This window comes from Cryptocyanus atlanticus LEGE 06306, from assembly GCF_056633155.1.
In genome coordinates, this window is record NZ_JBSJOZ010000006.1 from 122,871 (window position 1) to 149,290 (window position 26,420).

The window sequence follows — 26,420 nt, forward strand, 5'->3', positions numbered from 1 at the left end:
GCAAGATCCAGGGGGTCGGCCAGGCGGATCGGCATAGTCAACCCCAGATGTGGTGGTTGGGTCGATTCCGCCCCGCTCAGGGCACCAGGGCCGCTTCCGGGCGTTGCTCCATCACCCGGGCGGCCTGCTCGTAGTGGTAGGCCACCTGCAGCAGCCGCGGCTCCTCGAGAACCCCGGCGATCAGCTGCAACCCGATCGGCAGCCCGCCCGGATCGAAACCGCAGGGCAGGCTGATCGCCGGCAGGCCGGCCATGTTGGCCGGGATGGTCAGCAGATCGGCCAGGTACATGGCCAGGGGATCCTCGGCGTGGGCGCCGAAGCGGAAGGCCGTGGTGGGGGACGTGGGGGTCAGCAGCACGTCGACCGACCGGAAGGCGGCGTCGAAGTCGCGGCGGATCAGGGTCCGCACCTGCTGGGCCTTCCGGTAGTAGGCGTCCACATAGCCGGCGGAGAGGGCGTAGGTGCCGATCAGGATGCGCCGCTGCACCTCCTCCCCGAAGCCCTCGGCCCGGCTGCGGGCGGTCATCTCCGCCAGGCTGTCCGCCTGCTCGGAGCGATGGCCGTACTTGACGCCGTCGTAGCGGGCCAGGTTGGCCGACGCCTCCGAGGGGGCGATCACGTAGTAGGTGGCGATGCCGTCGTTGAAGCGGGGGCAACTCACGTCCACCAGATCGCAGCCCAGGTCCTGCAGCTGCCCCGCGGCGGCGAGGACGGCGGCCTTCACTTCAGGATCCAGGCCTTCGGCTTCGAAGCACTCGCGCACGATCCCGACCCGCAGGCCGGCCACGGGCTGCTCGAGGGCCGCCCGGTAGTTGGGCACCGGGGCCTTCAGGCAGGTGGCGTCACGGGGATCCTCCCCGGCGATCACCTGGAGCAGATCGGCGGCATCGGCCACGCTGGTGCCGAAGGGGCCCACCTGATCGAGGGAGCTGGCAAAGGCCACCAGCCCCCAGCGGCTGACCCGGCCGTAGGTGGGCTTGAGCCCCACCACGCCGCAGAAGGAGGCCGGCTGGCGGATGGAGCCGCCGGTGTCGGAGCCCAGGGCGGCGACGCATTCGCCGGCGGCCACGGCGGCCGCACTGCCGCCGGAGCTGCCGCCCGGGACCGTCTCGGGATTCCAGGGGTTGCGGCTGGGCCCAAAGGCGGAGGTCTCGGTGGAGCTGCCCATGGCGAACTCGTCGAGATTGGTCTTGCCGATCAGGACGCCACCCGCCCGCCACAGCCGTTCGGTGACGGTGGATTCGTAGGGGGGCACGAAGGTCTCCAGCATCCGGCTGGAGCAGGTGGTGCGGATCCCCCGGGTGCAGAGGTTGTCCTTGATCGCCAGGGGGATGCCGGCCAGGGGCGGCAGGGTGTCCCCGGCGGCGCGGGCGGTGTCGATGCGATCGGCGTCGGCCCGGGCGCGATCGGCGGTGACCTCGAGGAAGGCATGCACCGTGGGATCGACGGCGTCAATCCGGGCGAGATGCAGATCGGTGAGCTCCCGGGCCGAGAGTTCTCCGCGCTCCAGCCGCTCACGCCACTCGGCGATCCCCATCAGCCCCTGTCTCCGATCGGGCGACGCTATCAGCCAGGCTCCAGCTCCTCGGTGAGCGGTTCGCCCCGTCGGATGCGCAGCAGCTCGTGCTCAAGGGCCCCCGGGGACTCACTGCCCACATCGTCGAGGAAGGCGGGCAGGGCCGCTTCCAGCTCCCGCCGCCGCAGAAAGGGCCCGAACCAGTAGATGACGTGGGGGGAGCGGGTCTCCACCCGCGCCCACCAGGCCACCCCGAGGCCATTGGCCAGGCTGCGCAGAAGAAGGAGCAGGGCGTTCATCGAGGCGTGTCGTACCGCCCCATTGTGCCCATCGGCCGGGCCACCACTGCCTTGGGCGTCATCCGGCGGGCTCCGGGTGGATCACAGACGGATGTCCCCCTGGAACGAGGCCGGCGTGGCCGGCAGAAAGCCCAGCTCAAGCTCGGTCGGCAGAGCCACCCCCAGCTCCAGGCCCGGATCGGCCGCCGTGGGGGAGGGACCCTCGGGTTCCGCCACGGATTGGGCCTCCGCCACGGATTGGGCCTCCGCCGGAGGTTCCGCAGTGTGGTCCTCGTGGTCGTCGTTCAGGGCGTCCGGTTCGTCCAGGGCACCATGGTGCTCCGATTGGGTCAGGGACCGGGGAGCCCCGGGTGCCTCGGCCGTTGCGGATGCCCCTGGCGCCGGATCCGGCTGCTCCGGGCTGAGCGGGGGGATGGTGGGCGTGGAGGCCGCTTCGGGATCAGCCACGGGGGAGGAGGAAACGGCGGCTGTGGTGGGCACCTGGGGCCGCACCAGCCGTGGGGCCGGAGCCGTTCCACTGATCGACTGCATCCAGCCCCGCCGAGCGATTTCGTAGAGGAGCAGGGCGGTGGCGACCGAGGCGTTGAGGCTCGGGGTGGCGCCCCGCAGCGGAATCCGGATCAGCTGGTCGCAATGCTTGCGGGTGAGCATCGAGAGACCCGACCCTTCCGAGCCCGTCACCACCACGAGCGGGCCGTTGAGATCGGACTCGATCAGGCTGACGGTTCCCTCCTCGGCGAGGCCCACCACCCGGTACCCCTCCTGTTTGAGCTGCTCCAGGGAGCGGTTCAGGTTCACCACCTTGGCCACCGGCAGATGCTCAAGGGCGCCGGCGGCCACCTTGGCCACCGAGCCGGTCAGGCCGGCGTTGCGCCGCTGGGGCAGCACCAGACCATGGGCGCCGAGGGCCTCGGCGCTGCGCACGATCGCCCCCAGGTTGTGGGGGTCGGTGAGCCCGTCCACCGCCATCAGCAGCGGCGGCTCCTCGATGGCGCGGCAGCCCTCGATCAGGCTGCCCAGATCCAGGGTGTCCGCCGCCGCCGCCTGCAGCACGATCCCCTGGTGCACCGCGCCGCCAGTCAGTTGCCCCAGCCGGGCCCAGGTGACCTCCTCCACCAGCACACCTTCCGACTTGGCTTCGCGCAGCAGCTGCAGGAAGCGCGGGGCGAAGCGCAGTTCTGGGGTGCACCAGATCCGGTGGATCGGCCGGTCGCTCTCCAGCGCCGCCTGGGCGGGATGACGGCCCCAGATCAGATCGTCGGCTGGCTCGGCGCCGAATCGTTCGGCACTGCCGGTGTTCTCCGGCGACTCCTCCCGACCCCGGGCCCGGCCGGGGGTGAAGCGGGGGCGCTCCCCGCCGGCCCGCCCCTCCTCGCGTCCCGCCGGCCGCCGTTCGTCGAAACGGCGACCCGCCGGCCGGCCACCGATCACGCGGGCGGGCCGGCCGTCGGCCTGGGGACGCTGATCCCTCTCCCGCCGTCCACCCCCGGCGGCTCCGTAGCCCCCGCGGCGATCATCGGAGCGCCGCTCGCGGCCCTCCCATCGGCCGTCCCGTTCGCCGTCCCGACCACTGCCACCACCTCCGCCACTGCCGCCACCGCCGCGCCAGTCCGGCCTGGGGGCACTGAAGCGGGCGGGTTTGCCGCTCCGGCCCCCGGCGGACGGGCGATCCCCGGATCCGGCCCCCTTGGGGGGGCGGCGCTCGAATCGTGGGCTCATGGGGTCGGCAGGCGATGGGTCAGGGGTCGGTCTCGTCCAGATGATCCAGGAGCTGGGCAAGCCGCTCGGGATTCCGCAAAAAGAGCCAGCCCACCATTGTCTCAAATCCCGTTGCCCGGCCATAGACCGCCGCGTCACCGCGCCGGGGCCCCCGGCCGGCCCGGTTGCGGCCGCGCCGCACCAGATCCAGCTCCCCCGGCTCCAGCCAGGGTTCCAGGCGCTGCAGCGCCCGGGCCTGGGCGGCGGCGCGCACCTCTTCGACCACGGCCCGGTGCAGGTCGTCGCCCCGGCCGGGCTGGCGGCAGTGCCGCAGCCGCTGATGCAGCTCCCAGACCGCATCTCCCAGCCAGGCCAGCTGGAGCGGTCCGATCCCGTCGCCCAGGCCAGGCGCCGGATCCGGGTCGCCGGCCGAGGGACCTGGCCGGGGCTGGATCCCGCGCAGCCAGTCCGCGGTGGGGCGCTCAGGCGGAGGCGAGGACACCGAGGGCCGCGTCCAGATCGGGCTGGAGGTGAAGGAATTCCTCGAGGCGCACCAGCTTCACCGTCTGGACCACCCGGGCATTGCCCACCAGCAGGAAGCGGATTCCCGCGTCGGTGAACTGCTTGGCGAGCTGCACCAGGGCCCCGAGACCGGAGGAATCGATGAAGTCGATGTGGGTGAGATCCAGCAGCAGCGGCAACAGGCCCGTCCCCTGGTGAGCGTTGACGAAATCGCGGAACTGCTTGTCGGAATACGCGTCCAGCTGGCCCGTGAAGTGGAACAGGAGGCAGGTGTCCCGTTGCTCGACACCTCCGCGCAGGGAGACGGTCAGCCGTTGCAGTTCAGGAATCGTTCCAGTCCTCGTGGAGCGACAGGGGCCCGAAGTGTAAGCAGCCGGCGGGAAGGTCTGGATTCCCGCTCCACAAAGGGGAATGGACGGCAGCTCCGGCTCCGGCCCGGCCGGAGCCGGAGCTCAGACCCGCCGGGCCGCCATCAGCGCCACGAAGCGGCCGAAGTGATGGTCGGCATCGTGGGGGCCGGGACTGGCCTCCGGGTGGTACTGCACGCCGAAGATGGGTCGGCCCCGGTGCTGCAGGCCCGCCACCGTGCGGTCGTTGAGGTTGTGGTGGGTGATGGCCACCCGCTCCGGGTCCAGGGAGCCGGCGTCGAGGGCGAAGCCATGGTTCTGGCTGGTGATCTCCACCAGTCCGCCTCCGCCGCAGGGATGGTTCAGCCCGCGGTGGCCGTAGCCCAGCTTGAAGGTGGTGCCGCCCAGGGCGAGCCCCAGGATCTGGTGACCGAGGCAGATGCCGAACACGGGCAGATCGGGCTGCTCCAGCAGCCCCCGGGCCAGGGCGATGCCGCCCGTCACCGCCGCCGGATCCCCCGGCCCGTTGGAGAGGAACACCCCCTCGGGGGCGAGGGCGAGCACGTCGACCAGGGACGCACGGGCCGGCAGCACGGTCACGGCGCAGCCGTGGGCGCTGAGGCGCTCCAGGATCGCCCGCTTGATGCCGAAGTCGATCGCGACCACGTGGTAGGCCAGCTCCGGGCCTGGCCGCAGGCGCTGGTCAAACCCGGCCGGGCAGAGCTGCTGCCAGCCGTAGGGCCGGGAGGTGCTGACCCGCTCGGCCAGGTTGAGGCCCTCCATCGAGGGGGTGGCCCGCACCCGCTCGAGCAGGGCGCCGGGGGTGCTGCCGTCGGAGCTGATGGCCCCGTTCATGGCGCCGCGCTCCCGCAGATGCCGCACCAGGGCACGGGTATCGACACCCTCGATCCCCACCACCCCGTGGTTGCTCAACCAGCTGCCGAGATCGCCCTCGCTGCGCCAGCTGCTGGGCCGGGGAGCCAGCTGGCGGGCGATCACGCCGTGCGCCTGGGGGGCATCGGCCTCCTGGTCCTGCGGATTGACGCCCGTGTTGCCCAGTTCCGGATAGGTGAAGCTCACCAGCTGGCCGGCATAGCTGGGGTCGGTCATCACCTCCTGGTAGCCGGTCATGCCGGTGTTGAAGACCACTTCGCCGATGGCGGTGCCGCGGGCACCGAAGGCCCGGCCGCGCAGCAGTGTGCCATCGGCCAGCACCAGCAGGGCTTCAACGCTCAAAGCGAGGGTGGCTCCAACTGGATCAATCATCCTCCACCGGCAGTCGCGAGGGCCTGACGCAGCCGCAGCAGCCGCTGCCAGGGGAGATCGGAGGCCAGGGCCGCCTGGGCCTGCTCCAGTCCCTCGGCCACCGTGGCGGCCCGCTGGGCGGCCCAGAGCACCAGCGCCGTGTTGAGGGCCACCACATCCCGCTGGGCATCGTTGCCACGGCCTTGCAGCACCGCTTCCAGGATGCGGCTGTTGGTTTCGAGGTTGCCGCCGGCGAGGGCCTGCGGCGGCGCCGGCGCCAGGCCGAGGGCCGCCGGATCGATCTCCAGGGGGCTGACCACACCGCCGGACACCAGCCGCAGCGTGCTGGGGCCGGAGAGGGAGGCTTCATCGAGGCCGCCATGGCCGTGGACCACCACGGCCCGCTCCAGGCCCAGTCGGGCCAGGGCGTCGGCCATCGGCTCCAGCAGCTCCGGGCGGGCCACGCCCAGCACCTGGGCCCCGGGCCGCAGCGGATTCACCAGCGGGCCCAGCAGATTGAACACCGTGCGGATCCCCAGCTGGCGCCGCAGGGGCGCCAGGCCCACCAGGGCGGGATGCCAGCCGGGGGCGAACAGAAAAGTGACCCCGCTGTGGGGCAGGGCCGCCACCACCCGCTCGGGCGGCGCCTGCAGGTCGAGTCCGAGGGCTTCGAGCACGTCGGCGGAGCCGACCCGTCCGCTGGCACTGCGGTTGCCGTGTTTGGCCACACTGGCGCCGCAGGCGGCGGCCACGAAGGCCACCGCCGTGGAGATGTTGAAGCTGTCAGCCCCATCACCGCCGGTGCCACAGGTGTCCACCAGGGGGAGATCGGGGCGCGGGTAGGGGAGGGACGTGGCCTCCCGCAGCACCGTTGCCATGGCCGCCAACTCCTCGCCGCTCACCCCCTTGGCCCGCAGCGCCGCCAGCAGGGCGCCGGTGAGGGCGGGCTCGATGGTGCCGCCGATCCACCCCTCCATCAGGGCGGTCGCATCGCCTTCGGCCAGCGAATGGCCTTGCAGCACCTGCTCCAGCAGGGCGGGCCAGGAGGGGGTGGGGACCATCGGCGCCGGGAATCGCTCAGAAAAAAGCCCGGGTGCAGGGCACACCGGGCCGGGTGATGGGGACACCTCCACTATCACCCGAAGGCACCGGATCTGGCGATCACCTGGCGGGACGCGCCGCGCTCATCCCTCCTGGGCAGCGGTGTCGAAGCCGCTGCCCACCGCTTCGGCCTGGGCCGCGGCCCCCGGCCGGTAGCCCGCGGCCCAGATGGCGCGGGTGCGGGTGTGGAGCTCTCCGCGGCTGAGACCCCAGAGCCGCAGGGCCTTGGCCAGATCCTCGCGCAGGTCATCGGCACCGGGAAATCCGTCGTAGCGCATCAGCAGCCGGGCCAGATCGACCAGCTGCGCCTCACCGGGCACCTCGGCGGCCAGCAGGGCATCCACCACCTCGCGATCGATGGCATAGAGCGGATGGGTCTGGGACTCGCTGCCGGGATCGCCCGAGCCCACGGGAGTTGGGGACGGGGCCATGGGACGCCTCCTTAGGTTGGATCCATCCTGCTGTGTGTCATGGCCGCCATCCGCCTGGGCCTGATCTGGCGGTACCTGCGTCCGCACCGGCGTCAGGTGCTGTTCGGTGTTGCGGCGCTGCTGGTGGTGAACCTGCTCAGCGTCAGCATCCCGCTGATGGTGCGCCGCGTCATCGACGATCTGCAGAGCGGTTTCGCCTTCAGCACCGTGCTGCGCCAGGCCGGCTTCATCGTGGTGCTGGCCAGCGTGATGGGGGCCGCCCGTCTGATCTCCCGGATGCTGGTGTTCGGGGTCGGGCGTCAGGTGGAGGCGAGCCTGCGCCAGCGCCTGTTCGATCACATGCTCCGGCAGGAGCCGGGTTGGGTGCAGACCACCGGCAGCGGCGAGGTGATCAGCCGCTCCACCAGCGATGTGGAGAACATCCGGCGCCTGCTGGGGTTCGCCGTGCTCAGCCTCACCAACACCGGCATGGCCTACGCCCTGACCTTGCCGGCGATGCTGATGATCGATCCCCTGCTGAGCCTGGCGGCGGTGGGGCTCTATCCGCTGATGCTGATCGTGGTCCGGCTGTTCGGGGGCCGCATGATGCGCCAGCAGCGCCGCCAGCAGGAGGCGCTCGGCAGCCTGAGCGACCTGATTCAGGAGGATCTCTCCGGCATCAGCGCCATCAAGATCTATGGCCAGGAGGATCAGGAGCGGCAGGCGTTCTCCCGTCGCAACGGGCGCTATCGCGATGCCGCCCTCTCGCTGGCCCGCACCCGCAGCACGCTCTTCCCGCTGCTGGAGGGGATCTCCTCCATCAGTCTGCTGCTGCTGCTGGCCTTCGGCAGCGGCCAGCTGGAGAGTGGCCGGCTGAGCATCGGCAATCTGGTGGCCCTGATCCTGTTCGTGGAGCGGCTGGTGTTTCCCACCGCCCTGCTGGGTTTCACCCTCAACACTTTCCAGACCGGCCAGGTGAGCCTGGAGCGCGTCGAGGAACTGCTCTCCAGGCGTCCGCGGGTGGAATCCCCGGCGGTGCCGGTTCCCCCCGCTGCGGCCGGCCGCGGCGCGGTGGAGGCCCAGGGGCTCACGGTCCGCTACGACGGCGCTCGCCGGGACGCCCTGACCGAGGTGAGTTTCCGGTTGCGGCCGGGGGAACTGGTGGCGGTGGTGGGACCGGTGGGCTGCGGCAAGACCACCCTGGCCCGGGCCATGGGCCGGATGGTGGAGGTGCCGGCCGGGCAGCTGTTCATCGACGGGGTCGACGTGACCGCCCTCTCGCTGGAGGATCTGCGCCACCAGGTGGCGCTGGTGCCCCAGGAGGGGTACCTGTTCACCGCCAGCCTGGCCGACAACCTGCGCTACGGCGATCCGGAGGCGGACCTGGCGGCGGTGGAGACGGCCGCCCGGCAGGCCCGGCTCGAGGGTGACATCCGCGGCTTCCCTGACGGCTACCAGACCCTGGTGGGCGAGCGGGGCATCACCCTCAGCGGCGGCCAGCGGCAGCGGGCCGCCCTCGGCCGGGCCCTGCTGGTGGAGGCTCCCCTGCTGGTGCTCGATGACGCCCTCGCCAGCGTCGACAACAACACCGCCGCCGAGATCCTCCGTTCGATCCGGCGGCAGGAGGGGCGCACCATCCTGATGATCAGCCACCAGCTCTCGGCCGCTGCCGCCTGTGACCGGGTGCTGGTGCTCGAGGACGGGCGACTGGTCCAGGAGGGACCGCACCAGGAACTGGTGGCGGTGCCCGGTCCCTACCGACGGCTGTGGGAACGGGAACGGGCCGAGGAGCGGCTCCAGGTGGCCTGAACCGCCTGGCGGAAGCCGCTGCCGCCGATGGGTTCATGACGAATCCCACCAGTTGTGGAGCGGGGCGGACAAGCGGGCCGGTCCGGGCTTAGCTGTGACCATCCGCGTGATCACGATGGAGAACCCCAAGGGCTATTCGCTCCGCTGCACCCTCACGTTCGGCGACATCTACGGCCAGGTGCTGGTCTGGATGGTGGTGATCTTCGTGAGCCTGGCGGCCGGGCTGGCCCTGATGGGCTCCAGCAAGCCGATCTTCGCCCTGGTGGGGGTGGGGGTGATCCTGGTGCTGTCCCTGCCCTTCCTGCTGTTCGCCTTCACCACTACCCTGCTGAACCACATCGCCCTGGAGCCGGCTGCGTCGGCCGATCGCGGTGCCTAGGCTCGCTCCAGCAGCCCCGTTTCGGTGTTCGGACTCTTCAGCACAACCGCCGGCAGCCCCAAATCCCGGATCGTGAGCCCCGAGGAGGCCCTGGCCGGCCGGGCCGCTGCGATCCCCACCTCCGAGCGCCATGGGGTGCTGGGCACCCCGATTCAGGCACCCCTGGAGGAGGGCCAGGAGGCGGTGAGCTTCGGCTGCGGCTGTTTCTGGGGGGCTGAGAAGGGCTTCTGGCGTCTGCCCGGCGTGGTGACCACCGCCGTGGGTTATGCCGGCGGCCACACCCCCAATCCCACCTACGAGGAGGTGTGCTCCGGACGCACCGGCCACACCGAGGCGGTCCGGGTGGTCTGGGACACGGCCCGGATCAGCTTCGCCGACCTGCTGAAGCTGTTCTGGGAATGCCACGACCCCACCCAGGGACTGGCCCAGGGCAACGACACCGGCAGCCAGTACCGCTCGGCGATCCTGTTCTCCCACCCCGGCCAGCGGGCCCTGGCCGAGGCCAGCCGCGACCAGTACCAGCGGCAGCTGTCCGAGGCCGGATTCGGGGCGATCACCACCGAACTGCTCGACGACAAACCGTTCTATTTCGCCGAGGCCCATCACCAGCAGTACCTGGCCCGCCCCGGCAGCCGCCCCTACTGCTCGGCCCGCCCCAGCGGCGTGCGTCTCGCCCCGTTCAGCGGGGCGTCCTTCCTGCTGCCGCCGGCTGTCTGGGACCAGTACGACTGGTCGATCCAGCACTGTGTGCTGCGCAGCTCCAATGCCCCGATCTCCCAGCCATGAGCATCCGGCCCCCTCGGGCGGCTCGGCCGTCCCCCGGACCCGCCGCAGCGCTGGCGGTCCTGCTGATGCCGGCGGCCGCGGCTCTTCCCAGCCTGGTTCCCCCCGCCCAGGCGATGTCCTCCCCCTGGTGGGAGAACTATGAGATCCGTGAGCAGTTCCTCTGCACCGATCGGCTGCAGGTGGTCGTCGAGCGCAACGACGCCCAGGCCTCGCTGATCGCCGGCCGCACCCGCACCACCCTGTTCCGCGAGGACTCGCCCTTGCCGGGTCTGCGCTACGGCACCGACCGGCTGCGGCTGATCCTGCGGGGGGATGAGCTCACCGTGGAGCGGCTTCCCCAGCGGATCCGCTGCCTGCGCACCGATCAGGTCTGAGCGGCATGACCCCCCTGTCCGACCGCAGCGTGATCGTGCTGGTGACAGCCACCCTCGGTCTTGTCTTCGCCCTCGTCTTCTGGTTTCTTCGCTTCAACCCGCCCGCGGACCAGCCGCTGCTCTGGAAGGAGGCACCGCAGCCGGGGGTTCCCCGGAGCCGGCCGGACCGCCCCGCCGGCACCCTGCTCTGAGCCGCCTTGGATCCCCCCGACGGCCCCTCCACCCGAAAACGCCAGCTCCATCCGCTGCCGAAAGGCCTGGTGGAGCTCTACGGGCTGCTGGCGGTGCTGTTCGTGCTGGTGCCGGAGTGGATGGCGGGCGGGGCCATGCAGGGCCTGCCGGGGGTGGGCCGGGCCGATGCCCTGCCGGTCACTGCGGGTGCCTGGCGCCGGATGCCGGAGCTGAGGCTGGCGGCGCTCAACCTGCGCCAGCTGCGCCAGCTGGCCCGCAGCCTGCGGCTGGCCGGCTATGGCGCCAACGACCGCGATCGCCTCACCGGGCGCATCCTGCAGCGACTGCGCCGGCTGCGAGGCTGGGAGACGAGATTGCCGCGGGGGCTGTGATAGCTTCCCTTTTGACGGGGCGTAGCGCAGCTTGGTAGCGCACCACTTTGGGGTAGTGGGGGTCGTGGGTTCAAATCCCGCCGCTCCGATGTCAATGTCCGAGTCCATCCCCAGCTGCTGAGCCGCTTCTTTTCCAGAGGCGGCTTTTCCATCGGGATCCCGTTCGGTCCACGGCTCGACGCGGACGCGGCTCGCCGGAGCTCGGCATAGGGTGCACCCCATGCCCTCCTCCCCGCCTGTGGCCCCTGGGCGCCGGCGCCTTCTGCTCACCGGCGCCAGCTCCGGCATCGGATTCCAGGCCGCCCTGCAGCTGGTGCGCGGCGGCCACCCGCTGATCCTGCCCTGCCGCGATGCGACCACGGCCGCGGCCACGGTGCAGCGCCTCGTGGCCGCGGCCGGCTCAGGGGCCGGAGGGGGGCCGGATTCACTTCCCGTGCCGGCCGCCCCCGTCTGTGACCTGGCCGATCTGACCAGCGTGGAGGCCTGTGCCGACGGGCTGCTCAGCCAGGGCGAACCCATCGACACCCTGGTGCTCAACGCCGGCCTGCAATCCAGCGGCGCCCCCGAGCGCCAGGGCTCCGCCCAGGGCTATGAGCTCACCATCGCGGTGAACCACCTCGCCCATCAGGCCCTGGCCCAGCGTCTGATTCCCCTGCTCGATGGCGCTCAGGCCCCCCGGATCGTGGTCACCGCCTCGGAGGTGCACGATCCCAGCTCCGCCGGAGGGCGGGTGGGCAAGCCCGCCGGCCTGGGCGATCTGGCCGGCCTCCGCACCGGTGCCGGCTTCGCGATGGTGGAGGGTGACGCGCCCTTCGATGCCGATAAGGCCTATAAGGACAGCAAGCTCTGCAATCTGCTGTTGGCCCGGGAGCTGGAGCGGCGCCTGCGCCTGCGGGGTACGCCGATGCCGGTGCTCGCCTGGAGTCCGGGTCTGGTGATCCCCCGCAGCCGTGGGGGCTTCTTCCGCACCAGCCGCCTGCACAACCCCTGGGGGCAGCGCCTGTTTGCCCTGGTGGCCCGCGATCTGCTGCGCCTCACCGAAAGCCCGGAGCGGGCCGGGATGCGGCTGGCGGGCCTCGCCACCGATCCCGCCCACGCCGCCGGCGGCTTCCACTACTGGTGCAACCGGGTGCTGGGGCCTGGTCGCCTGCGCTTCGAGGCGGCCGAACCCAGCGCCGAAGCCCAGGACGAGGCCCTGGCCCGGGCCCTCTGGACCGTCGGCGCCGAGCTGGTGGGGGTGCCGGTTGAGCTGCCACCGCCCGGGGTGGTGCCGGGCTGATCCGCTGAGCTGGCGGCCGCCGCTGGGGATCAGCCCAGGATGGTGCGGATGGTCCGGCAGCACTGCTCGATGGTGTCCGCTTCCCGCACCTGGGGTGAGAGGGATCGGTAAAAGGCCGGCCAGGGCTCGGCGGCGGCCAGCAGCACCAGAGGTTTGCCCCGATTGAGGGCATGGGCGGCCTCCGATGCCGTGCCCGGTCCGCCGGCACCACAGATCACCACCACGTCGGCGCTGAGGACGTTGATGACGTTGCGCGCCATGCCCATGCCGGTGAACAGGGCCACATCCACCGCCGCGGTGGCCCGGCTCCCGGTGCTGCCGCCATCGCCGGGCAGGACCCCGATCACGAGGTGGCCGTCCACCTGCATCGCGCCCCGGCTCGCCGCGGCCATCACACCGACGGGACGGCCTCCGGTCAGCAGAGCCCAGCCCTCCTGGCTGATCCGCTGCCCGAGCCGTTCCGCCAGTGCCATCAGTTCGGGAGCCGCGCCCTCTCCAGCGCCCATCACGCCGATGATCCGTTTGCGGGTCATGGGCACTCGGTCGGCACAGGCCGCGAGTCTGCCGGGATCCACGATCCGGATGGTTCAGGCCGCCCTCGGATCGGCTGGGCCGCTCCGGGCACAACCGGCGGAGCTCCCGACTGCGACGGCAACACCCAGGTAGTCCTGGCCTGCCTGTGGCAGCAGCGGGATCAGCAGGATCAGCGGCTGCTGGCCCTGCTGAGCGGCAGCTCGGCCCAGCGGGGCGAGGGCGGCAGCATCGCTTCGATCCTCGGGCTGCGCTGCGAGACCGCCCTGAACGCGGCGTTGCTCCAGCAGCTCACCACTCCCCTCGGGCGCGGAGTCCCGTCAGTCCTTCGCTTCCACAGGCAGCACCTGGCGAAACCCTCCGGCGGACACCACCTGCAGGGGTGTGCCGAACAGGGCGGTGAGGGGGGCATCCCGGAGGAGCTCGCTGGTCGGGCCATCCCCCACCACCGTCCCCTCGCGGAGCAGGACGCAGCGACGGATCTCGGGGATGATCGCCTCGATCTGATGGGTGACCAGCAGCAGGGTGGTGCCTGAACCGGCGAGCTGGCGCAGGATCGCCAGCAGTTGGTGCTTCGCCCGCAGGTCGAGGCCGTTGGTGGGTTCATCCAGCACCAGCACGTCGGGATCGTGCACCAGGGCCCGCGCCAGCAGCAGGCGCCTCCGCTGGCCGTCGGAGAGCTGGCCGAAGGGACGTTCCGCCAGATCCGCCAGATTCAGCCGGTCCATCAGCTGACGCACACGCTGCCGCTGGGGGGGCTCGGGGCGCTGGCTGCGGCCGAGGCCCACCGACCCGAAGAACCCCGAGAGCACCACATCGCCCGCGGGCACGTGGCCCCCGTAGCCGGCCTGCAGATCCTGGGACACCAGCCCGATGCGGCGGCGGAGATCCCAGAGATTCACCGTGTCGGAGCCGAAGATCCGCAGAGCCGAGCCCGGCTTGACCACGGGGTAGATCTCCCGGCTGAGCAGCTTGATCAGGGCGCTCTTGCCGGCCCCGTTGGGGCCGAGGATCACGGTGTGCTCCCCCTGCAGCAGACGCAGGCTGAGGTTGCGGAAGACCGGACGTGGTCCCAGGTAGGCCTCCACCGCGAGCAGGTCGAGATACGGAGGGGGAGCGGGGGTCACGGGGCGGGCAGCTCGGCGATCACCGCGAAGAAGGGATCGCCCTGGCCTCCGATCCAGCCCAGGGCCCCCCCGGCCCGGGTGGCCTCCGCGAGCAGCCGTGGCGCCGGCCATCCCTGGGCGATCAGCACCCGGGCCACATAGGCGAGATGGTCCCGGTCGCCGCCATCGGTCCAGATCCGTGGCGCCTTCTGGACAAACATCCGGTTGGAGAAGGCGATGATCAGCTGACCGCCCGGCCGGGTGATCCGCAGCAGTTCAGCGGCGATGGCCTCCGGCTGCTGCAGGTATTGCCAGCCCGCCACGATCAGGGTCGCGTCGATGCTGGCGGCCTCCAGCGGCAGGACGGGATCCGTGTTGAGATTCTGGCGCCAGTGGCGATCGAGGCGAGGGTTGGCCTCCAGCTCCCGCTCGTTGAGGCCATGGCCGATCACCTCCTGGTAGCGGATCTCCTCGGGCAGGTGGCTCACCCAGCTGCTCATCAGATCGAGCACCACGGCGCAGGGCGGGAGGCGCTCCCGATACAGGGCGGTGAGGCGGGAGCGGAAGCCCACGTCCAGGTGCTGCACCAGCCGCGGTTCGGCGTAGAAGAGGGCATCGTCGGAGGGATCGAGCTTGCGGCGCTCCGCCTCGCTCAGCACCGCGACAACCATCCCGTCCGCCCGATCAGCCGCCATGCTGACGGGTCAGCCGATCGGACGTGACGGAGCCATGACCAGCGACGCGAGGGACGGCGGCGCCCAGGAGGTTCGCCAGCTGGACGGGCATCCACTGGATCTCGATGGCGAGGACTGGCGGTGCATCCGCGAGGCGCTGCGCCACCTGGGCCGGGATCTGCATCACCGATCCTTCGCGGTACCGGCCGGCCGGCGCGACCTGCTCTGGGCCGAGATGGATCGTTGCCTGGCGCTGGCGGATCGGATCGCGCGCGCTCTCCCCCCCGGCGAGGGCAGGGCCGCCCCGGAGCCGGGTGGAGCCGGCCTCAGCGGTTGAGACGCTCCATCCTCCAGGTCACGAACGTGCCGACCGGGCTCCAGAGCAGAAACGGAATCAGCAGCAGCGCCGCCGGCCGCGACACGGACACCACCACCACCGTGAGGGCCACACCCCAGATCCATCCCGCCAGGCCGATCACGGTGCCGTTGCGCAGACTCCGGCTGCGGCAGATCAGCCAGGTGTAACCCTGCACCAGCAGCAGCAGACCCAGATAGCCGGCCATCGCCGCCGGGCTGGCCGTGGCCTGCCAGACCAGCAGGGCCGAGACGTAGAAGCACAGATAGATCGACAGCCAGATCGCCGGAATCCAGCGCTCGAAGGTCAGCCAGATCGGACGGCGCAGCTGCAGGAACCAGCGGAAGTCATCCCGGGAGGGGTTCAGCAGGGCTCCCACCGCCACGATCACCACCAGGAGCACGCCCGCCGCCAGCATCGATCCGTTCCGTGTCCCCCCAGAGTGCCCCGTCGCGGTGCCCCTGTGCCGCAGCCGGTCGCGATCCGCCTGCGGAACGGCCAGCCTCGGACCATCTCCCAGCTGCTCCGATGACCGCCGGATTCGCCGTGCTGCTCGATCTCCGGCAGCAGTTGCGCCTGGATGACCAGCCGGCGCTGCGGCGGGCCGTGGCCCGGGGCGGGCTCGGGCGGGCCCTCGAGGCCCTCGGCCCCGCGAGGGTCTGCTGGGAACGGAATTCTCCTCCCGGTTCTCCCCCTGGCTGACGGTCGGGGCGCTGTCGGTGCGGAGGATCTGGGCTGAAGTCTCGCTGGAACAGGGCCATTCGGGCGCAGCGGAGGGGCCGAAGTGGATGGGGCCGGAGCTGCTCTGGCGGGAGTTCTTCCTCTGGTCGGAGCGACGGCACCCGGACACCTTCCACAGCCTGGGGGGCGTCCAGCGACGTCAGCCCTCCGTGGAGCGGGATCCCGAGCGGTTCGTCCGCTGGACCCGCGCCGACCGTGGCCATCCCCTGATTGATGCCGCCCTGCGGGAGCTCAACAGCACCGGCTGGCTCTCGAACCTGGCCCGCCAGTGGGTGGCCTCCGACTCCGTGAATCGCCTGCGACTGCCCTGGCTCTGGGGAGCGTGCGGGTTCGCATGGCAACTGATCGACGCCGTCCCCAGCCAGAACAGCGGCAACTGGGCTGACCTGGCCGGCGTGGGGGCCGATCCGCGCTGTTTCGGCTCAGGGCCCCGGCGCTTCGACCTCGAGACCCAGGCCCGGATCCATGATCCTGAGGGGGCCTGGCGGAACCGATGGGCCTGACCCTGATCCTCGGCCACCAGCGGGGTGCTGATGGTGGAGGACCTTGGCCTGGCCTCGCGGTTCCGATTCCACAAGCTGCGCCTGCTGCAGGGCTTTCTGGCGATGCGGTCCTTCCGGGAGACCCTGCGGGCCGCGGCCGTCGATGGGTCCCCGCCTGGGCTGCGCATCGCCGAGAGCGCCACTTCCGGCCTTCAGGCCCAGCTGGTGGCGTACTGACGTGACCGTGGGGTGGCGCTGGTGGTTCTGCCCTCCCCAGCTGTTCTGAGCAGCGCCGCCGAGAGCCGGGCCGAGTTCCAGGGGGGCGGCGACCGTTGATGAAAACCTTCGATGAACGCCAGCGTCGGCGCCTGAACCTGCTGATCGAGGCCGATGGCCGCCCCCGTGGAGGCCGCTGGAGTTTCGATGCCGAAAACCGCCGCCGGCTGCCGAAGGGCTACCGCGAGCCGCCGCTGCTCCAGCTCACACCGAGTTCGGAGGAGCCGGCGGTGCGGGCCCTGATCCAGACCCATTTCCCCCAGCATCCTGGCGAGCCCGGGACTCTGCTTGTGCCGGTCAATCACGCCGGAGCCCAGGCCTGGCTGACGCACTTTCTGGTGAAGCGCCGGCCTGATTTCGGCCCCTACGAGGACGCCCTGAGCAGCAACGACGACGGGCTGCAGCACTCGCTGCTCTCCCCACTGCTCAACATCGGCCTGCTCAGTCCCGCCGAGCCGGTGCGGCAGACCCTCGCCCAGGCGAGTGCCGCCGCCACGCCGATCGCCTCCCTGGAGGGGTTCCTGCGCCAGGTGGTGGGCTGGCGTGAATTCGTGCGCGGCATCGACCTGGTCCATGGGGAGCACCAGGCCAGCGGTAACTTCTGGGGGCACCAGCGCGGGCTGGCCCCCTGCTGGAGTGAGGGGAACACGGGCCTGCCGCCGCTGGATCGGGCCCTCGAGCGGATGATCCGGCTCGCCTGGACCCATCACATCGAACGGCTGATGGTGATCAGCAACCTGATGCTGCTCTGCGAGATTCACCCCCGGGAGGTGTACCGCTGGTTCATGGACCACTCCATCGATTCCTAGACCTGGGTCATGGGCCCCAACGTGTTCGGGATGGGCCAGATGAGTGATGGGGGGATCTTCGCCACCAAGCCCTACATCTGCGGCTCCAACGACATCCTCAAGATGGGAGGCGGCCCGTGAGGCCCCTGGTGCGACACCTGGGATGGGCTCTACTGGCGCTTCATCGACCTGCACCGGGGGATGTCTGGACCGCTAACCCGCGCCTGTCGATGATGGTGGCGCTGCATGATCGGATCGAACCCACCAGACGGGCCCGGCAACGGCAGCTGGCGCAGGCGTTCATCGCCCGGGTCACCCTGCTGCCGCTGCCTCGGCCGGCGATCGGAGGCCGTGGTGGAGACGCTCCGGCCCGAGCCCAGACGACGGGCCGTTGCAGCAGGCGCCGCTGGCGTTGCCTTCGCTGCCTTCGCTGTGTTCCGCGGGACCGTGGGTGTGGATCAGCCACCGGGATCCCTGCCGCGGCGCAGGGCGTGGGAGGCGGGGGACGGAGCGGCAGAGAATCGGGGGGAGGGATTGGATTCCGGGTGGATGCCAGGTGGATGCCAAGGCGTCCCCGAAGCCAGATTTCACCGAAGCCGGAAGGATGACATCCTGGCTGGGATGACAATGCAACGATTGCGTGCATGTTAAATTGTATCGGCTGCTTCCGGTACTTGTGCGTTTGAATCCATCATCCACGAACGCCCCATCCCGTTCAAGGTGGCCTCGGTGGTGGCTGCATCGTTTTCTCGTGCATTGTTTTCTCGTGCATCGGTTTTTGGTGAATGGGTTCAAGGTGCATGGATTTCGGCTGAAGGATTGTCTGGTGCCTTCACCTCGTCGGGTGGGACCTTGGTCCGGGCTGCCGCTGCTGGCCTGCCTGGCGCTGGTGGCGCCCGCCCAGGCCGGCTCCCTGCTCGATTCCGTAACGGCCTCGGGCGTCCTGGTGGGGGGAACCAGCCGGGATGCGTTTCCGTTTGCGTATCAGAACGAATCGGGTGAGCTGGTGGGCTACTCGGTCGACATGATGCAGCTCATTCGTGAGGAACTGGAGCACAAGGCGGGTCGTCCGATTCAGCTGAAACTTGTGCCGCTTCAGACCGATGAGCGTCTCTCCAGCCTGCAGTCAGGGGCGGTCCATCTGGTCTGTGATGCCAGCAGTTTCACCTGGGCCCGGGATGAACAGGTTGACTTCTCCGTGAGCTACGGGATCACGGGCACCCAGCTGCTGGTTCCCTCCGGCTCGGGCCTCTCTTCTCCGGAATCGCTCAGAGGAAAGCGTGTGGGCGCCCTGCCGCGCACAACCAGTGCCCTGGCCGTCGGCAGACGGCAGCCGGCTGCCTCCGTGGTTCTGCTCAAGGACCGTCAAGCCGGCTATGCAGCCTTGCAGGAGGGGCGGATCGATGCCTTCGCTGATGACGGCATGCTCCTTTATGCCTGGTTGCAGCGGCAGGGCAACCAGGCCCCCTTTCAGGTTTCCGCTGATGCGTATTCCAGGGAGGGGATCGCCTGCATGATGCCGCAGAACAATTCCGCATTTCAGCATGTAGTGGATCTGGCCTTGATTCGCTATATGCAAGGATTCCTGGCTAATCAGTCCAGGGAGCGTGAGATCTTCGATCGCTGGTTCGGCCCCCAGGGTCAAACTCCCCTGACCCAGGATGTCACCGGTCTGTTCATCGAGACCATGCAATTGATGCTGGATTTCAAGGAAGAGGTCCCTCCCCGACCCTGACCCCGCCCCTTGACCGTGGGGGGTTCAGGGTCAGCATGGGAGGCGCCATGCCATCGGCCCATGTCTGCCTGGCTGCTTGCCCTGGCCCTGTCGTTTCCCGTTGCTGTGGCGGAACGGCCGGCGATGGACCTGCGTCTGGCCCAGTCCTCCTCCACCCCCAGGCCCGCCGACTGGCGTGTGTATGGCCCCATCCGTGTGGACTGGTCCTCCTGGCGTCTGATGGATGGGAGCTGGGTGACCCGCAGCCAGAACGAGCGAAGCCAGCCCTTTTATCTCTCGGTGAACTGCCAGGCCGGCCAGATCAATGTCACCGGGGCCGGCTCGACCTGGAAGGGCTGGGAGAAGCCCCAGGCCGGCTTCGAGACCCGCCTGATTGCCGAGGCCTGCGCCGGCTCATCGCCCTGAAGCCCAGCGGTCCGACCCCGCGCCCAAGCTGGGGCCAGCACTTGCCCGAGGTGGTTGGTGTACAGCACCCCGGCCGTCCCGGCGGGGAGATAAGCATCCACGAACCGCAACCGGGTCTCCGGGTCCAGCTTCTGGGCGAGGGAGATCGCTTCTCCCAGGCTGGTCGGGGAGCGAACCACGTGCAGCACGGCGCCGGGATGGGCCTGCAGGATGGTCTTCAGTGTTGCCGGCTCATGGAGGGTGTAGCGACTCCACCAGGTTTCCGAGGCCTGGATCGAGCCGCAGGAGGCCGCCCCTCCCACCAGGAGGATCACCAGCAGGGCCACGCCCCAGGCCTGCCAACGCCTCGACCGGAGCCGTGACCAGAGGCCTGCCGCGATCAGCACCTGAAGGCTCAGCGTTGCCGGGAGCAGATAGCGGGTCATCAGGGAGTGACGGCCTCCCAGCACCAGATCCGGCAGGGCCACGGCCAGCACATTCAACCCGGCCAGCAGCACCAGCAGGGACCAGCCACCGGGTCGGCCGCAGCGTGCCAGGGTCACGACTCCGGTCCCCATCAGGGCGAGGAGGGCCGGCAGGACGAGGATCGGACCCCAGGGCGGGGTCTGCTGGCCCAGATCGACAAACGGAGAACTCCAATGCAGGCCGCGGACCAGGGGTGCCGCCAGCGTGGACGGTGGATCCCGCAGCCAGGCGGTGTGGCTGACCAGACGGTCCAGCCGGGTCGCCAGCACCGCCACCCAGGGGAGGAAGGCCAGGACGGCCGCCGCCGTGGCCCCGGTCCAGTGGCGCCGCTGGGCGGGGGTGTGTCCCGGCAGCAGGAGATGGAGGCCATGGCTGAGGGGGATGAGCAGGAACAGCAGGCTGGTGTAGAGCCCCGCCACCAGGATCAGGGTGTATCGGACGCAGGCGAATGCACCACCTGTTCGCTGCAGGCGCAGGTGACTCCAGCTGCCCAGGGCGGTCAGCAGGACCAGAAGGCTGTAGGGCCTGGCGTCCTGGGCGATGAGCAGGTGGAGTGGCGACACCGCCACCAGCGCCACCACCACGGCTGAGAGGCCGGACCGTCCGGAGAGTTCCAGGGTGAGCAGATACATCGCCGGCAGGGCCAGCAGGCTGAACAGGGCGGAGAGCTGACGCATGCTCTCCGTCGAATCACTCCACCCCTGACGAAGCAGCCTCACCAGCAGGAAGTACAGGGGTGGGTGTTCCGGGTGCCCCATCAGTTCCCGGAGGGTGTCCCCCCAGCCGAGATCGTCCCGCAGGAACAGCGTCCGTCGCAACAGACCCGCCGGCAGAAGGTCAGACGGCGCCGTGAGGGCGTCGAGGTCGGCGGCCGGGTACCCGGCGGAGCGCAGGGCCGTGAAGACCTCATCGTGGGAGAGCCACTGGTGGCCGGGATTGTGGAAGCGCAGCAGGGCCGCTGCCGTCAGAACAGCCAGCCAACAGACGGTCTTCCATGGCACCTCCAGGCCAGGGCGAGGAGGGCGGGAGAGGTCTGATGCCACCTGCCTGGCCAGAGCTCCCTCCCCTCGTTCCATCGTTTCGACGATGGCAGACGGGGACCCGGAGCGGGAGCTGGGTGGGCAGGCGGGCCAGGTGCCGGATCAGTTCCGCCCATCCGCCGAGCCTCGGCCCGCTTTCGGATGGAGTTCTCCACGCTCAGCCGGTTCCGGATGGGGTGTGGGGATTCACTGCCGTGCGGACGCCTCAGCCATCGTTCAGAATGTCGGCTGTTCCGGGGTTTCTGCGCAGGCGAGACAGGAAGCATCTCGCTTCCCGGCGTGTTGGCGGCCCTGAAATGGGGTCGAGTACGACCGCTGAAGCGGTGGGTTTCGGGCACCGTCTGTGATCGTCCTGCCCACAAAAGCCAGTGCTGGCAGTAGAAGCGAGCATTCTGCGGAGCGGGGCCCATCGGCCCTGTGGAGCACCCCCAGGTTCTAGGGTTGATGGGTCTTTCCCCTTGCGTTTGTAGGATTCTGGGTGACGGGATGCAGACGTTGGATCGCCAGGACAGACTTTGGATTCCTCGTGAACTGCTTGATGAACTCGTAGAAGTTGATCATCTTGTCCAGTCCAAGGCGGCTCATTCTTCCCGGCATCCCTGCGCAGTGGCGCAAGAACTTGGGGTTGACATGGAGCATGTGACAGGTGCGCTGCGTCAAGACAATGGAGACCTTCTTGAAAGGCTCCTGTGGGTTCAGCTATTGACCCTGGGAACTGTGTATCAGTACTCCGAGTACACTGCACATGCATCCCAGCAGAGTTTCGCCAAACTGCTGAAACTTTATGAAGAGACGGGTCGCTTTGACTTGGCGCATCAGTTGATCAGCTCTCTGACGGGCCCGGAAGCGAAGCGCTTGAACGCACCCCTGGAAAGGTTCCAGGCGCGCCATCAGCTCAGCAACCTTGATACGTTCAATCTGGCAGGAGACACAGGATCCAAGCCCCAGTCAATCCCCATTTTTTTGATCAACCTACCTCAAGACATCTATCGGCACGCCAGATTCCATGCACGGTGCCAGGCAATCGGGCTTGAGTTCACTGTTGAACCTGGTCTGACACCTGATGATGTATGGGGCGTCGCCCACAGATTCAAGTGCCTCCCCGTCGCGCAAGCGAGCGACAAATCCACCCCAGCCTGCCTGGACGAACGCGACCGGAGACAGCTGAGAAGATCGGGAAATATCATCGCCCAATACAACGTCTGGAATAAGATGATCGATGAAGATCTTGCCCACGCTTATATTTTTGAAGATGATGCCTGGCTGGACCGCTCAATCCTCGATTTTGATATTAGCGAGAATAACGGCTGCGGCGAAATCATCTTTGTGAATGACCGATTGGTTCGTCATTGCCGATGGCAGGATCAAGGCATCAATGGACCTGTCACTGCTGCGGCATTATCAGACTCGCGGCTGGCCTTTCCTTGTGACAACGCGGATATCAGAGCCCCCGGTGCCGATGGGTATTTACTTAGCCAAGCCGGTGCCAGAAAGCTCGTCAAAATCATTGATGATACGGGAATCCCAGCTGGAGGAACGGATTGGTTCCTGCTGACTGTCTCCTTGGATGCCTATCTCCTGCTTGAGAGTCCGGTGCGCGATCGCCTGCGAAGACTTCAATCAAAACCAGCTATTCAGGGCCACATCGAGTTGCAATCTTGTGTCACATCAAGGCCATTATCCTTTCACCAGCCATACCACCTGTTCATCAGGTCAAGACAACGTTGATCCGGATTGTCGAAGGGAACTCGATGGGAAAACAGTTTGAGCCACTGCTGAAACCGCCCGTTGACTGAGGTGGGTGCCTTTGATTGGACAGATCTGGCCCCTGACATCGTTCACTCCGAGCGGGAGGAACAGGGTTTGGTCTCAGTGTAGATCTCATGGGGAGTTTTCCCTCCCAAGGAGCTGTGGGGTCTTCCATGGCCATACCTCCAGAAGAAGCGGGCCAGGCTGATTTCGGCTTCCCAGCCATCGCCATGGGCGCGGAGGTAGACCTCCTCATAGTTGACGGTTCGCCAGAGCCTCTCCACCAGGATGTTGTCAAAACACCGCCCCCTGCCTGACCCGCTGATCTTGATGTCTTCTGCCCTGAGTCGTTGAACGAAGGCCGATGAGGTGAATTGACAGCCCTGATCGTAAGGGAAAATCTGGGGCTTGCGGCCACTGGCCAGAGCCATCTCCAGGGCCTCCAGGCAGAATTCCGTGTCAAGGCTGTTGGAGAGCTTCCAGCTGAGCACATGCCTGGAGTAGAGATCCACGATCGCCACCCGGTACAGGAAGCGTTTACGCATCGGGATGGTGGTAACATCCGTCGCCCAGGCCTCATCTGGGGCCGTGAGCTGCTGCGTGGACTCATTGACAGGCACGGGCTTGTCGTAGGGGGTCGATCGTGGCAATCCGAGGAGCACGCACTGGCGGCTGACCGTGAGCTCCGGGTGGTCATGATCAACCACTTTGCGCAGTTCACGGGCGTCAGAGCCGTTGTGATTTTTTTTTGAGCCACTCCAGCTCCATCTGCAGCCTGCCGATCTGCTGGAAAAGCTGAGCCTCCTTCGCCTGTCCGTCCTCCTTGTCCTTGCTTTTCTTGCCGCGAGTGAATACCTCGCTGGCGCCATCCAGCATCTGCTTCTTCCACTGGCTCACCTGGATCGGGTGAATGGCATGGTCAGCGGCGATCTCCTGGATCGTCTTGCGGCCACTGATCGCCTCCATGGCGACCCTGGCCTTGAACTCGGGGCTGTGAGTGCGGCGTTTGCTCATCGATGGGAGCCTCTGTCAGGGGCGGTGCCCCGCCTCAGAGGTTAACGATGGGCCCTGTGCAGAAAAGCCAGACCACCTCAGATTAGGGCTTCTATTGCCCTTTCAAGTTGATCCTGTTTTGGATTTGAGGTTAAGCCGTACAGCACCCACGCCGCGAGAAAGCCAGGCAACAAGTAGCCGAGTAGAGCAATTGTGTCTTTAGCCAACTCGGGCATTCAGTAATCAAATGCAAATTACGTCTCGCCTGCCATTTTCGCAGTCACCAGCCGCACGTCCAGTGCATCTAATGTCAGGCTTACCGGCGCGTTATTTACGGCTTCCGGTGCAGCCCATCGTTAGGTGATAGTCAACGTGGTCTGCCCCGGTATTTCCTGTTCCGCTTCCGGGCTCGTGCGAACTCATAGCAGCTCTGAGAACCGACTGAAGGCATCCATGAGGGTCCGGTGTATCGCCGCGACGTCGGGATCCTGGCTGGGGATATCGCCGTCGGGATCGTCAGGTAGCCGCTGGAACTCGACCCATCGCCGTGCGATCAACCAGCGACTGTCGACTTTTTTGAGCAAGTCCCTATAGCCTCCTGTCATGATGACCCTGAAGCCCCGCGGAGTCGCGACCGTCACGAGAGTACTGGCGACACCGGTTGCTGACAGGCCGTTTTCGGCGATGTGGTGGACCGGAGAACTAGTGACATGCCGCGCGCCAATTCGAGTATGGATCTCGGCATAGGCTCGCAGCTTGTCGCGTCCGACGACAGCCCGCTCGCCATCACCGAACGCTCCATTTTCGGTGAAGCACTCTACCCAACCATCGATATCGTGGGCGTCGAGGGTGAGGCAGTAGCGCCCGAGAAGGTCGAGAATCTCGATCCTATCGATCACGCGACTGATCTCTTTTTCGTCCATAATCTTGCCTCAGGCACCCCTACAGTACGTCATTTGTCGGAGCGGCTTCGCTGTCGCCCGCCGCCTAACGCTTGCCATCACCTGACCGCAGAGAGCTATAGGTATATGTTCTCCGAGGGCGCAATGACTCTGCGGTGGCGGGTCAGGTGCATGGCCGTGTTAGGGCCCTTTTGCATCGAAGGCAGCACGTGATTCGACATATTCGCGTAAGACGGCGTCCATCCTGGATTGCCAACCTGCACCGGAGGACCGGAAATAATCGAGCACCTCAGGACTGTATCGGATGGAAACAAGCTGCTTCTTATTGGCAAGCCTGGGTCGCCCACGTAACGCCTTCAAGGGAACCATCTGACCCATCTGCTCCTCGGTGAGTGGCTTAGCATCAGGATCGGAATTAGCAGCATTGGTAATCTCCTGATCCTCCTCAAGTGTCGGAACCCGGAGGGAGACCTTCTTCATTTGCTCTGACATAGTGCTTGACCTCACGACGGTTGGCTCTGCGCAGACTGATAATTCTTCTTGCATTATCTCGATCAACGAAGACGACAAAGAAAAGCCTGTCCCCAATCGGAGTCAAAGCAACGATTCTCAGCTCTCCGTAATCAGCTCGGTCATCAATCCATGCTAGTGCAGCATCCCAATCCAGCTGAGCAGCAGCTGCCAATGAGACGCCGTGCTTACTGAGATTGGTAGCGTCCTTTTCTGGATTGAAGTCTATGAGCACTCTTTAGCGTAGCTACGGGAAACCATGCCGTCAAGCTCGGGAGCGCTGGTTTTTTGGGTGGGCCTAACGCTCAAGATCACCTGCCCGCAATCAGATCACGGCTGCATCAAGAAGCGTTAGGTGGCGGGACAGGTGGATCTTGATGTTAGATTGCAAGCAGAAAGGCTAGAAAGCAGACTTGGCTGATACGAACATTATTCGCCGTCAGAAAGCACGAAATAACGCAATGAAAGATATGGATGCCCAATGTACTCATCAGGGGCAGGCGCCAATTTACAATCTATGAATTCAGCGAAGAGTGTGTTTGATGCCTTGTCCGCAACCCGGATCAACCTGTTTGCGATGGACTCGATGCCATCAGAGGATGCGTACACCAAAGTCACACTACCTGGCAAGTACTCATTTCCATGTATTGGCTGATTTCTTGAGTTTATCTCTGGATGGGCGTTAATGTCGTGATCAACAATCATGCCGATCTTGTCGTCTAGCTTAATCTCGCTTCTGTCGAGTAGGAACTTTAATGCAAGTATCCATCCAAGTCGTTCTGCATCTTCACGTCGTGTTGGCCTGAATTCGATAAGGGCAGCAACTCTGGGAGAAACGCCTAACGGTATGCCTTCGCTTCGGGGTGGGCACACCTTAACTGCACAGGTGATGGATAGTGGCTTCCCTTCGATATCCTTAGTATTTGTATCAACCGCAAGAAGATAGTCATACTTGCTTAATGCTCTGTCAGAGCCAATCGAGATTGAATCAGATTTACCTGGAATCTTGTTCAGAACTTTGAAGCCCTTGCCCCTTTCGTAACCGCTGACGGCGTGAGCGTCTGACATTTCGGTTGCAAACCGGATCTCAGACCCATCGCTCGCAATTCCAATTAAAATCTCCTTTGTCTTGTGTGCTGTAGTGAACTGAACATACTCGCGCCGCGGCTTCTTCTTGTTTGGCTTTCTTGTCATTGATGGCTTATGCCAGAAATAGGTTTAGGGTATCCGCATTGTGCAGAGATGGAATGGTGTGCAGCCACTCATGATGTTCATATGCCGCCAATCTAATACAGAGCTGAGCCGCACCGCCGTTCTACCGAACGACGTTCGGCTAGCAG

At 67.2% G+C, this 26,420-nt stretch carries 32 protein-coding genes, 1 tRNA gene and 1 pseudogene; 15 read left to right on the forward strand and 19 right to left on the reverse strand.

The annotated features are described in order from the left end of the window. Positions 1-76 precede the first annotated feature (76 nt). From gatA to ACWJI7_RS08775, 8 genes are all read right to left on the reverse strand, one after another. On the reverse strand, positions 77-1,537 hold the full coding sequence (gene gatA, locus ACWJI7_RS08740; RefSeq protein WP_479937163.1) for an Asp-tRNA(Asn)/Glu-tRNA(Gln) amidotransferase subunit GatA: 1,461 nt from the start codon (positions 1,535-1,537) through the stop codon (positions 77-79). 29 nt (positions 1,538-1,566) lie between these two features. Continuing rightward, positions 1,567-1,815, reverse strand: coding sequence for a DUF1816 domain-containing protein (locus tag ACWJI7_RS08745; protein WP_479937165.1), 249 nt, complete (start codon positions 1,813-1,815; stop codon positions 1,567-1,569). Positions 1,816-1,896: 81 nt separating this feature from the next. Further along, positions 1,897-3,534 carry a 23S rRNA (guanosine(2251)-2'-O)-methyltransferase RlmB gene (gene rlmB / locus ACWJI7_RS08750; RefSeq protein WP_479937167.1) on the reverse strand — a complete coding sequence of 546 codons (1,638 nt, stop codon included), beginning with the start codon at positions 3,532-3,534 and terminating at the stop codon, positions 1,897-1,899. A 19-nt stretch (positions 3,535-3,553) separates the two neighbouring features. Next, positions 3,554-4,015, reverse strand: coding sequence for a ribonuclease III domain-containing protein (locus ACWJI7_RS08755; protein WP_479937169.1), 462 nt, complete (start codon positions 4,013-4,015; stop codon positions 3,554-3,556). After that, complete coding sequence (locus ACWJI7_RS08760) at positions 3,996-4,457, reverse strand: STAS domain-containing protein (RefSeq protein WP_479937236.1); 462 nt, start codon at positions 4,455-4,457, stop codon at positions 3,996-3,998. The genes ACWJI7_RS08755 and ACWJI7_RS08760 overlap by 20 nt, the downstream gene beginning before the upstream one ends. Before the next feature lie 30 nt (positions 4,458-4,487). After that, complete coding sequence (gene carA, locus ACWJI7_RS08765) at positions 4,488-5,648, reverse strand: glutamine-hydrolyzing carbamoyl-phosphate synthase small subunit (protein WP_479937171.1); 1,161 nt, start codon at positions 5,646-5,648, stop codon at positions 4,488-4,490. Next, positions 5,645-6,688 (reverse strand): anthranilate phosphoribosyltransferase, encoded by a 1,044-nt coding sequence (gene trpD, locus ACWJI7_RS08770; RefSeq protein ID WP_479937173.1) that lies wholly within the window; start codon positions 6,686-6,688, stop codon positions 5,645-5,647. The genes carA and trpD overlap by 4 nt, the downstream gene beginning before the upstream one ends. Positions 6,689-6,811: 123 nt before the next feature. Continuing rightward, positions 6,812-7,159 (reverse strand): DUF3288 family protein, encoded by a 348-nt coding sequence (locus tag ACWJI7_RS08775; RefSeq protein ID WP_479937175.1) that lies wholly within the window; start codon positions 7,157-7,159, stop codon positions 6,812-6,814. Positions 7,160-7,198: 39 nt separating this feature from the next. Between ACWJI7_RS08775 and ACWJI7_RS08780 the strand changes: the two genes are divergently transcribed. The 8 genes from ACWJI7_RS08780 (at position 7,199) to ACWJI7_RS08815 (ending at position 12,328) form a co-directional block, all read left to right on the forward strand. Next, positions 7,199-8,947 carry an ABC transporter ATP-binding protein gene (locus ACWJI7_RS08780; protein WP_479937177.1) on the forward strand — a complete coding sequence of 583 codons (1,749 nt, stop codon included), beginning with the start codon at positions 7,199-7,201 and terminating at the stop codon, positions 8,945-8,947. Positions 8,948-9,062: 115 nt separating this feature from the next. Next, positions 9,063-9,326, forward strand: a complete 264-nt coding sequence (locus tag ACWJI7_RS08785) for a hypothetical protein (protein ID WP_479937179.1) — start codon at positions 9,063-9,065, stop codon at positions 9,324-9,326. 24 nt (positions 9,327-9,350) lie between these two features. Beyond that, positions 9,351-10,112 carry a peptide-methionine (S)-S-oxide reductase MsrA gene (msrA, locus tag ACWJI7_RS08790; RefSeq protein WP_479937181.1) on the forward strand — a complete coding sequence of 254 codons (762 nt, stop codon included), beginning with the start codon at positions 9,351-9,353 and terminating at the stop codon, positions 10,110-10,112. Next, complete coding sequence (locus tag ACWJI7_RS08795; protein WP_479937183.1) at positions 10,109-10,486, forward strand: hypothetical protein; 378 nt, start codon at positions 10,109-10,111, stop codon at positions 10,484-10,486. The genes msrA and ACWJI7_RS08795 overlap by 4 nt, the downstream gene beginning before the upstream one ends. Before the next feature lie 5 nt (positions 10,487-10,491). After that, positions 10,492-10,677, forward strand: a complete 186-nt coding sequence (locus ACWJI7_RS08800; protein ID WP_479937185.1) for a hypothetical protein — start codon at positions 10,492-10,494, stop codon at positions 10,675-10,677. 6 nt (positions 10,678-10,683) lie between these two features. Then, positions 10,684-11,049 carry a hypothetical protein gene (locus ACWJI7_RS08805; protein ID WP_479937187.1) on the forward strand — a complete coding sequence of 122 codons (366 nt, stop codon included), beginning with the start codon at positions 10,684-10,686 and terminating at the stop codon, positions 11,047-11,049. A gap of 15 nt (positions 11,050-11,064) precedes the next feature. Next, positions 11,065-11,138: transfer RNA gene (locus ACWJI7_RS08810), tRNA-Pro, on the forward strand. A 131-nt stretch (positions 11,139-11,269) separates the two neighbouring features. Then, positions 11,270-12,328: an SDR family NAD(P)-dependent oxidoreductase gene (locus tag ACWJI7_RS08815; protein ID WP_479937189.1), complete on the forward strand. Its 1,059-nt coding sequence runs from the start codon at positions 11,270-11,272 to the stop codon at positions 12,326-12,328. 29 nt (positions 12,329-12,357) lie between these two features. Here the strand turns inward: ACWJI7_RS08815 and ACWJI7_RS08820 are convergent, their stop codons facing one another. The 3 genes from ACWJI7_RS08820 to ACWJI7_RS08830 all read right to left on the reverse strand — a co-directional run bounded on the left by ACWJI7_RS08820 (position 12,358) and on the right by ACWJI7_RS08830 (position 14,636). Further along, positions 12,358-12,861 carry an SLOG cluster 4 domain-containing protein gene (locus tag ACWJI7_RS08820; protein ID WP_479937191.1) on the reverse strand — a complete coding sequence of 168 codons (504 nt, stop codon included), beginning with the start codon at positions 12,859-12,861 and terminating at the stop codon, positions 12,358-12,360. A gap of 318 nt (positions 12,862-13,179) precedes the next feature. After that, on the reverse strand, positions 13,180-13,986 hold the full coding sequence (locus ACWJI7_RS08825) for an ABC transporter ATP-binding protein (RefSeq protein ID WP_479937193.1): 807 nt from the start codon (positions 13,984-13,986) through the stop codon (positions 13,180-13,182). Continuing rightward, positions 13,983-14,636 carry a class I SAM-dependent methyltransferase gene (locus tag ACWJI7_RS08830; protein WP_479937195.1) on the reverse strand — a complete coding sequence of 218 codons (654 nt, stop codon included), beginning with the start codon at positions 14,634-14,636 and terminating at the stop codon, positions 13,983-13,985. The genes ACWJI7_RS08825 and ACWJI7_RS08830 overlap by 4 nt, the downstream gene beginning before the upstream one ends. A gap of 58 nt (positions 14,637-14,694) precedes the next feature. Here ACWJI7_RS08830 and ACWJI7_RS08835 point away from each other — a divergent pair, with 58 nt between their 5' ends. After that, the gene (locus ACWJI7_RS08835) at positions 14,695-14,976 is read left to right on the forward strand and encodes a hypothetical protein (RefSeq protein WP_479937197.1); all 282 of its coding nucleotides are present in this window, start codon (positions 14,695-14,697) and stop codon (positions 14,974-14,976) included. Here ACWJI7_RS08835 and ACWJI7_RS08840 read toward each other — a convergent pair. After that, positions 14,966-15,412, reverse strand: a complete 447-nt coding sequence (locus ACWJI7_RS08840) for a TspO/MBR family protein (protein ID WP_479937199.1) — start codon at positions 15,410-15,412, stop codon at positions 14,966-14,968. The genes ACWJI7_RS08835 and ACWJI7_RS08840 overlap by 11 nt on opposite strands. Before the next feature lie 110 nt (positions 15,413-15,522). On the opposite strand from ACWJI7_RS08840, the gene ACWJI7_RS08845 reads away from it, so the two are divergent. The 5 genes from ACWJI7_RS08845 (at position 15,523) to ACWJI7_RS08865 (ending at position 19,016) form a co-directional block, all read left to right on the forward strand. Continuing rightward, a complete protein-coding gene (locus ACWJI7_RS08845; RefSeq protein ID WP_479937201.1) occupies positions 15,523-15,696 on the forward strand; it encodes a hypothetical protein in 174 nt (57 codons plus the stop codon). 86 nt (positions 15,697-15,782) lie between these two features. Next, on the forward strand, positions 15,783-16,238 hold the full coding sequence (locus ACWJI7_RS08850; protein WP_479937203.1) for an FAD-binding domain-containing protein: 456 nt from the start codon (positions 15,783-15,785) through the stop codon (positions 16,236-16,238). A 30-nt stretch (positions 16,239-16,268) separates the two neighbouring features. Continuing rightward, positions 16,269-16,454 (forward strand): cryptochrome/photolyase family protein, encoded by a 186-nt coding sequence (locus ACWJI7_RS08855; RefSeq protein WP_479937205.1) that lies wholly within the window; start codon positions 16,269-16,271, stop codon positions 16,452-16,454. Positions 16,455-16,552: 98 nt separating this feature from the next. Then, the gene (locus ACWJI7_RS08860) at positions 16,553-17,302 is read left to right on the forward strand and encodes a cryptochrome/photolyase family protein (RefSeq protein WP_479937207.1); all 750 of its coding nucleotides are present in this window, start codon (positions 16,553-16,555) and stop codon (positions 17,300-17,302) included. A 631-nt stretch (positions 17,303-17,933) separates the two neighbouring features. Beyond that, a complete protein-coding gene (locus ACWJI7_RS08865; protein WP_479937209.1) occupies positions 17,934-19,016 on the forward strand; it encodes an amino acid ABC transporter substrate-binding protein in 1,083 nt (360 codons plus the stop codon). A gap of 269 nt (positions 19,017-19,285) precedes the next feature. Here the strand turns inward: ACWJI7_RS08865 and ACWJI7_RS08870 are convergent, their stop codons facing one another. After that, positions 19,286-20,887 (reverse strand): glycosyltransferase family 39 protein, encoded by a 1,602-nt coding sequence (locus ACWJI7_RS08870; RefSeq protein WP_479937211.1) that lies wholly within the window; start codon positions 20,885-20,887, stop codon positions 19,286-19,288. Between the two features lie 525 nt (positions 20,888-21,412). On the opposite strand from ACWJI7_RS08870, the gene ACWJI7_RS08875 reads away from it, so the two are divergent. Further along, the gene (locus ACWJI7_RS08875) at positions 21,413-22,654 is read left to right on the forward strand and encodes a glycosyltransferase family 25 protein (RefSeq protein ID WP_479937213.1); all 1,242 of its coding nucleotides are present in this window, start codon (positions 21,413-21,415) and stop codon (positions 22,652-22,654) included. Positions 22,655-22,764: 110 nt separating this feature from the next. Here the strand turns inward: ACWJI7_RS08875 and ACWJI7_RS08880 are convergent. The 6 genes and pseudogenes from ACWJI7_RS08880 to ACWJI7_RS08905 form a co-directional block, all read right to left on the reverse strand. After that, positions 22,765-23,232, reverse strand: a pseudogene (locus tag ACWJI7_RS08880) (transposase); the annotation flags it as partial. 169 nt (positions 23,233-23,401) lie between these two features. Then, a complete protein-coding gene (locus tag ACWJI7_RS08885) occupies positions 23,402-23,689 on the reverse strand; it encodes a transposase (RefSeq protein WP_479935050.1) in 288 nt (95 codons plus the stop codon). A gap of 398 nt (positions 23,690-24,087) precedes the next feature. Beyond that, the gene (locus ACWJI7_RS08890) at positions 24,088-24,591 is read right to left on the reverse strand and encodes a nuclear transport factor 2 family protein (protein WP_479937215.1); all 504 of its coding nucleotides are present in this window, start codon (positions 24,589-24,591) and stop codon (positions 24,088-24,090) included. A gap of 159 nt (positions 24,592-24,750) precedes the next feature. Further along, entirely contained in the window at positions 24,751-25,050 is a 300-nt protein-coding gene (locus tag ACWJI7_RS08895; RefSeq protein ID WP_479937217.1) for a BrnA antitoxin family protein, read from the reverse strand. After that, positions 25,016-25,315 (reverse strand): BrnT family toxin, encoded by a 300-nt coding sequence (locus ACWJI7_RS08900; protein ID WP_479937219.1) that lies wholly within the window; start codon positions 25,313-25,315, stop codon positions 25,016-25,018. Before ACWJI7_RS08900 ends, ACWJI7_RS08895 begins: the two co-directional genes overlap by 35 nt. 194 nt (positions 25,316-25,509) lie before the next feature. After that, positions 25,510-26,274, reverse strand: coding sequence for a hypothetical protein (locus ACWJI7_RS08905; protein WP_479937221.1), 765 nt, complete (start codon positions 26,272-26,274; stop codon positions 25,510-25,512). Positions 26,275-26,420 lie beyond the last annotated feature (146 nt).